Source organism: Schlesneria sp. (assembly GCF_036405755.1).
In the GTDB taxonomy this organism is placed as follows: Bacteria; Planctomycetota; Planctomycetia; order Planctomycetales; family Planctomycetaceae; genus Schlesneria; species Schlesneria sphaerica.
Map to the genome: position 1 here is coordinate 1 of NZ_DASWWZ010000082.1, position 4,635 is coordinate 4,635.

At 56.7% G+C, this 4,635-nt stretch carries 3 protein-coding genes and 1 pseudogene; all 4 read right to left on the minus strand.

Annotated features, from left to right (window positions below; genetic code table 11):
- Positions 1-324, minus strand: a pseudogene (locus VGE80_RS02745) (hypothetical protein); the annotation flags it as partial.
- 161 nt (positions 325-485) lie between these two features.
- Positions 486-2,513, minus strand: a complete 2,028-nt coding sequence (locus tag VGE80_RS02750) for an ABC transporter ATP-binding protein (protein WP_373651940.1) — start codon at positions 2,511-2,513, stop codon at positions 486-488.
- A gap of 117 nt (positions 2,514-2,630) precedes the next feature.
- A complete protein-coding gene (locus tag VGE80_RS02755; RefSeq protein ID WP_397570133.1) occupies positions 2,631-3,749 on the minus strand; it encodes a type IV pilus twitching motility protein PilT in 1,119 nt (372 codons plus the stop codon).
- Positions 3,750-3,856: 107 nt separating this feature from the next.
- The coding region (locus VGE80_RS02760; protein WP_440591592.1) for a PP2C family protein-serine/threonine phosphatase at positions 3,857-4,635 on the minus strand (779 nt) is incomplete at its 5' end.

The window sequence follows — 4,635 nt, forward strand, 5'->3', positions numbered from 1 at the left end:
GAATACGGGCAGGAACAATCGATCTCCCCAGATACTGGGTGTGGCACTGCCGAGCCCCGAGAGCCCCACTTGCCATCCCGGATGATTGCTTTCCGACCATTGCAACGGGAACTGTTTCGAAAGTGCGACATTTCGACCGTCGACCCCACGCCACCAGGGCCAATCCTCGGCGCTGGGCCGAGGATCAACGAGGACGAAGTTAGAAGGACTGTCTGCGTTGCGAACTTCGGGCGTGCCGGTGCTCTGCGAGATCAGGGTCAGAAGTCCAACCGTAATCGCGATGATGACTAGACTCAGTCGCCAGTTCATCCATTTCGTCGACACGATACGTTCCAGTTACTCTCAGCTTAGTCGATCTGAAGTCACATCTCAGCCGTATATGTTTTCGACATGAGGACACTTTGAGGATCAACTTTTTACTTACTTTCCTAAAACCCGGAATGGGGGTCTTGCAGGAGGTGATCTTGGCGGGTGTGACCCGTTGCTCAGGCAACCGCACGCTGCGTCTGGGCCGCCCATAAACGCTGATAAATAGGACAATTCGCCAGAAGTTCAGCATGTCGGCCGGTGGCCACGACGCGCCCGCGGTCGACAACGACGATTCTCGTCAAGAACTCCAGCAGGGTCGGCGTCAGACAATGTGTGATCAAAAGTGTCGTCCGACCGACGACAAAATCACGCAGCGTGGCGTGGATCAGCTGCTCACTCTGAGCGTCAACCGCCGACGTAGGTTCGTCCAGAATTAAGATTCGGGGGTCTCGCAGGATGGCCCGTGCCAGGGCGACTCGCTGTCTCTGTCCGCCCGACAGATGTTTTCCGTGCTCCCCGACCATGGTTTTCAGTCCCAGGGGCATGGATTCTGAAAAGGAGATGACGTGAGCGCGGCGGGCTGCATCCACGACATCGGCATCCATGGCGGTCGGTCGTCCGTAACGGATGTTCTCCAGGATTGTGTCGTCAAACAACAATGTTTCCTGAGGAACCAGGGCGATCTGATCCCGGATATCGCCCAGATTTGCATCTTTCAGATTGATCCCGTCAAAGAACACGTCGCCGCTTACGGGGTCATAAAAGCGCGGCAGCAGGTTCACCAGTGTCGACTTGCCACAGCCGTTGGGTCCCACCACGGCAACTGTTTCGCCAGCGCGGATTGTCAGGTCGAGACCGTTCAGGACCAGGCCCCGTTCGCTGCGGTCGTTCGGATTGCGGGCGTATTCGAAGGAAACATTTCGAAATTCAATCGATTGCGTCAGGCGCGGTAGGAACTGCGGTTCGGCCGGGGTGGAGACGAGCGATTTCGTGTCCATCCGTTCGAACAACCGTTCGGCAATCGCGGTCGACTGCCGGATCGAATTGTAAAACTTCGAGAATTTGCGAACCGGTTCCAGGACTCCGGCAAGAAGCACGTAGAACAGCGCGAGTTCGGGAAAGGTCGGCGGAGAACTGGCGAGGGTAATCCCCCCAATTGTTGTCGTCTGACGCAGCACCAGAAATGCAGCCGGGAGGAGCACGGCCGAGGCGGCCACCATTCCGAGTAATTCGGCGAGGGGGCCGCTCATCGCATCCAGCTGCACGAGTCTCATTGCCTGTCGATAAAAGTTTTTGTTTTCACGGTGGAAGTGGCGACGGTGTTGCCCGGCGCGATCGAAGGCGATCACTGCTTTGGAGTTATTGAACGTTTCTTCCAGGCTCTTGTAGATCCGACTCATGCTGTCGACGACACGATTGGCCGCCCGCTTCAGTCTTTGTCCCAGCCAATGGAAGAGCAATCCCAGGACGGGCATGAACAGCAGAAAGACGACCGTCAGCTGCCAGTTAAAGTAGAACAGCGCAACAAGACACGACAGCGCCTTCAAGGGTTCGCGAACGATGCGTCCACCGACTTCTGTCATCCCATTGACCAGGTGCTGCAGAGAGTACGTAAAGTCGGTCAGCCACGCCGAACTTCCCTCAAGCGAAATCGTTTGTGGATCCAGCCGCAACGCACTTCGAAACAACTGCTGACGCAGGTCGATGACGACCGACTCCGCGACGCTGCCCGCCAGCACGTCCTGGTAGTAGCCCGCCGCTCCCTTGGCGAAGGTGACAACCAGGATGCCGAAAAACAGCAGCGCAAACATGCGAAACTGGTCGGTGGGCAGGTTACGGATGATCTTGGATTCGATCCAGGTCAGCCACCAGAGCTTCGACGTGTACGCCTTCACTTCCGTACGCAGCCGCTGTTGATCTTCAATGACCTCGACGCGTTCAGACAGGCGCCGTCGTTCTCCATTTTCAGGTAGCGACAGCAGCTTCTCATCGAGTTCGAGGAGTTTGCTGTTTCGCTCTGCAATCGCCGACGTCTTGAGCTCAACTTCGTGGCGGACGTAGTTTCCGAGTGTGTGGTACTCGCCAAACATGATGGTGATCGGGAATGTCAGGAGCAGTTCGAAGCTCCACAGGAGTGCAGCTACGAGCCCGAATACGCACGAAAGTGTCAACTTTCGCCGGTACGGCCAAATAAATGAACCCAATCGACCCCATGTCTTCACGGATTCGCATCCCTGCCAGTTACAACGCGCAATCGTTGCGCCAAACTCTGTTTACCGGGTGTATTACAGAACAAAGTGACAGGTACGTCCAGACAGGAATTACCGATAAAGCTGAATCGCTTCGCGAACGTTCATTTCGGCAACTTGCTGAGAAATTTTCCCCGCCTTGAAGAGCCGTCGAACCGATTCATCAAAACTGACCATTCCGTCATCGCGGGCAGTGGTGAGGTAATTGTCGATCGATTCAAATTTGCCCGTCCGGATCGCGCTGCCGATGGGAAACGTATTCCAGAGAACCTCGAGAGCCAGGTGCTGTTTCTGTCCCGGTCGCACATCGGGTAACAGTCGTTGAGCCACGACCGAGCGGAGACAGAGGGCGAGTTGAGAGCGAATGTCGCGTTGCGCGTCATCGGTGAAGAGGTCGGCGTATCGCGTAATGGCCCCCTTTGCGTCGCGTGAGTGCAAGGTGCTGAACACGAGGTGCCCTGTTTCCGCGGCGCTCAGTGCGATTTGAGCAGTGTCATGGTCACGAATCTCTCCCACGAGAATCACGTCGGGATCTTGACGCAGTCCGTTGCGTAGTCCGTCCGCGAACGTGGGAACATCGACTCCCACTTCCCGTTGAGACACCATCGAATTGGGCATCCTGGGAAATTCAAACTCGAGCGGCTCTTCAATGCTGATGATGCGGCTGCCCCCTGCCCTGTTGATCAAATTGACGATCATGGCGAGGGTGGTCGATTTTCCGGAACCGGTAGGCCCCGTCACAATCACCATTCCGTCCCGAATTCCTGCCAGTCGTTCGGCCAGTTCTTCAGGAAAGGCTGCCCATTCGAAGTCGGGAATCGTCCCGGGGATGATTCGGAAACATCCGCCGAGATTCCCCATCGTGTAAAACAGATTCGCCCGAACCCGGGTGCCGGCGAGATCACCACCCAGTGCAACGGAAAAATCCAAGCTGCGTTCGGTCTTCAGTTTTTCCTGAAAGTGTTCCGGACAGGCCTCGATCAGCAGAATGTTAAGCCGGTCGGGTTCGAGCGGCGATTCGTTCAATTGCGTTAATCGCCCATTCAGGCGGATGCTTGGAGGAAAACCTGCCACCAGATGGAGGTCTGAGGCTTCCGCTTGCGCGGCCTGGGCCAGCCATTCGGTAAGAACCGGCGGGAAATCCGATTGCAGATCTTGCATGAGTCGATCGCCATCGTGTGTGGGTTTCATGACGGGACGCCCCTCATGGATGTGCTGCGCAGAAACCGGGAATCAAACACCAACGTAGGGCATGGCAAATCGGTCGCCGAGCCTAGCTCGGTGTAGCCGCGTCGCCATCATTCTACAAGCTTGATGGCGACGGCCGTCACGTCGTCGCGGCTGGGCTGGGACTGTCGGAACTCGTCACATGCTGACATCAGGGCATGGAGGATCTGTGAAGCCGACTCGGCCTGATGTTGACGAAGGACTTGAATGATCCTTGCCTGTCCAAATAGTTTACGATCTGGTGACGTGGATTCTGCCAGCCCATCGGTTGCGATGAGCAGCAGATCACCAGTCTGCAGCGTGACAGACTGACCACAGCCAAATACTGCGGTCTTCTGCATCCCCAGAATGGTGCCAGTACTTTTCAGCGGACAGAGATCACCATTTGCGCGGAGCAGCACTGCTTCATGTCCGGCGGCGGCATAACTCAGTGTCCGGTCCCGCGTATTGAGCGACGCAAGGAACAGCGTTACGAACATGTCGTCGGGCAGGTCTTCGCTCAGGATGCGGTTGAGTTGATTGAGGCACTCATGCGGCGCGGACTCCCGTTGCGTGAGCGTTCGCAGTACCGCGCGGGTGGCAACCATCTCAACAGCGGGCCCCAGACCATGACCGCTGACGTCCCCCACAGCAATCCCGAGGCAGTCATTCCCCCAGGGAATAAAGTCGTAGTAGTCACCGCACGCCTTAGAACAGGGCTGGCAGAACGACGCAAAGTCGAATCCCGCTATTTGTGGGACCTGCTTCGGATACAGCGATACTTGAATACGCAGGGCCGTCTGAACCTCTTGCTCGATCTCACGCTGCTTTAACCGTGCCGTCGCATCCTGAAACGCGAGTACGGCGCCCA

Excerpts from the sequence above, each read along its gene's own strand:
- VGE80_RS02755 (WP_397570133.1), bottom strand. The coding sequence starts at position 3,749 with ATGAAACCCACACACGATGGCGATCGACTCATGCAAGATCTGCAATCG.